The organism is Cyanobium sp. NIVA-CYA 375, from assembly GCF_056108345.1.
Genome location: NZ_JBSYHW010000193.1, coordinates 1 through 1,617, shown reverse-complemented (window position 1 = coordinate 1,617; position 1,617 = coordinate 1). Strand labels below are relative to the sequence as shown.

The window sequence follows — 1,617 nt, the reverse complement described above, 5'->3', positions numbered from 1 at the left end:
AAGCTCCAGCTCCTCCAGGCTGCTGGCCAGGGCCTCGGCCTTGACTGCCCCCATCGCCATGTCCGTGAGCAGCGCCAACAGCCACCAGTCGCAGCTGCGCCGGCTGCACCCCAGCTAGCCGCCCCTGCGCCGGCTGCTGGGGATGCTGGGCCCACGGGAATGCCCTGGTTGCTCGACCGCATCGACACCGGAACGGGGCCCGCCGGGGCCCGCAAGACCACAGCCGGCGACCTGGCCCAGAACCTGCTCCATGTAGCCGGCGATCGGCTGCGGTTCAACCAGATGACCTTGCTGCCAGAGATCGACGGCAAAGCGGTCGAAGGGCAGAAGCTCGACACCCTGCATGTGGAACTACAGCTGCGTGGCATGAACATCACCGCAGAGGCTGCGGTTGATGCACTGGCAACGGCAGCGCTCCAGCGTCCGTATCACCCCGTCCGCGAATACCTGGATCAAGTCGTTGCTGATCCAGCAATCGAGCCCCTCGACCTCACCGCCCTGGTGGGGCAGTTTCTGAGACCTGGCGATCCCCCTGGGACGCTGCAAGGGCGGATGCTGGCCAAGACCCTGATTGGCGCCGTGGCCCGCGCCTACAGACCCGGCTGCAAGCTCGACACCGCCTGCGTGCTGGTGGGGGAACAGGGAGCCCAGAAATCGACGTTCTGGGAAGCGCTGGCTGGCCCGGATTGGTACAGCTCCAGCAGCCTGGGACGACTCGAAAAAGACTCCCTGCTGCTGGTTCACGCGACGTGGTTCCTCGAAGTCGCAGAGCTTGAAACCGTCACTGCGAAACGTGCAGCCGGTGAGTTGAAGAACTTCCTCAGCACCCGCGTGGACTGTTTCAGGCCGCCCTACGGCAAAACCATGGGCCGCCACCAACGGCCAAGCGTGATGGTGGCCACGTCCAACCGGACGGACTTTCTCACCGACGAAACCGGGAGCCGCCGGTTTTGGATCATCCCGGTGACCGCCAACGAGATCGACGTGGCGGGGGTGCGGGAAATCCGCGATCGGATCTGGAAGACGGCCGTCATGGCTTACCGGCGTGGGGAGCGCTGGTGGCTCGACAAGGCCGACGAAGCCGCCAGCGAGATCGAGAACCAACAGTTCAACACCAGCCATCCATGGGAAGGACCACTGGGCGATTGGCTGGGCGGATGGGGCAGCACTCCATTCACCAGTGCCGAAGCCCTGGTGCGGGCCGGGCTGCGGCAGAAGGATCAGATCCAGCGCCGCGACGAGATGGCACTCGCCACTGTGCTGGGGCCCATGGGCTGGGTGCAGCGGAGAGGGCGGCAGGAAGGTGAGCGCAAGCGACTGTGGTTCAGGGCCGACAAAGCCCCTGTCCCGACCGTCCCAACCTGTCCCAACCTCGAAAGGGGTAGGTCGGGACGGGCAAACACCAGTGAGGGCAATGGATCTGGGGAACTGTCCCGACCGTCCCAACCTAAAAACGAAGATTCACTGGAAGCTGTGCCAGTAGAGGGGACTGGCACACAGCGCAGCAGAGGTACAGAAAAAAGGTCGGGACGGTCGGGACAAGGCCGAGAGCCCAGCCAGTGCAAGGGATCTGGCGTCCCAACCTCAAGATCGGAGGTTGGGACAAGGTTGGGACAG

The 1,617-nt window shown here is 64.6% G+C and carries 1 protein-coding gene; it reads left to right on the top strand.

Annotated elements, in window-relative coordinates; translation table 11 throughout:
• Window positions 1-159 precede the first annotated feature (159 nt).
• The coding region (locus tag AC01FP_RS17465) for a VapE domain-containing protein (protein ID WP_474481986.1) at window positions 160-1,617 on the top strand (1,458 nt) is incomplete at its 3' end.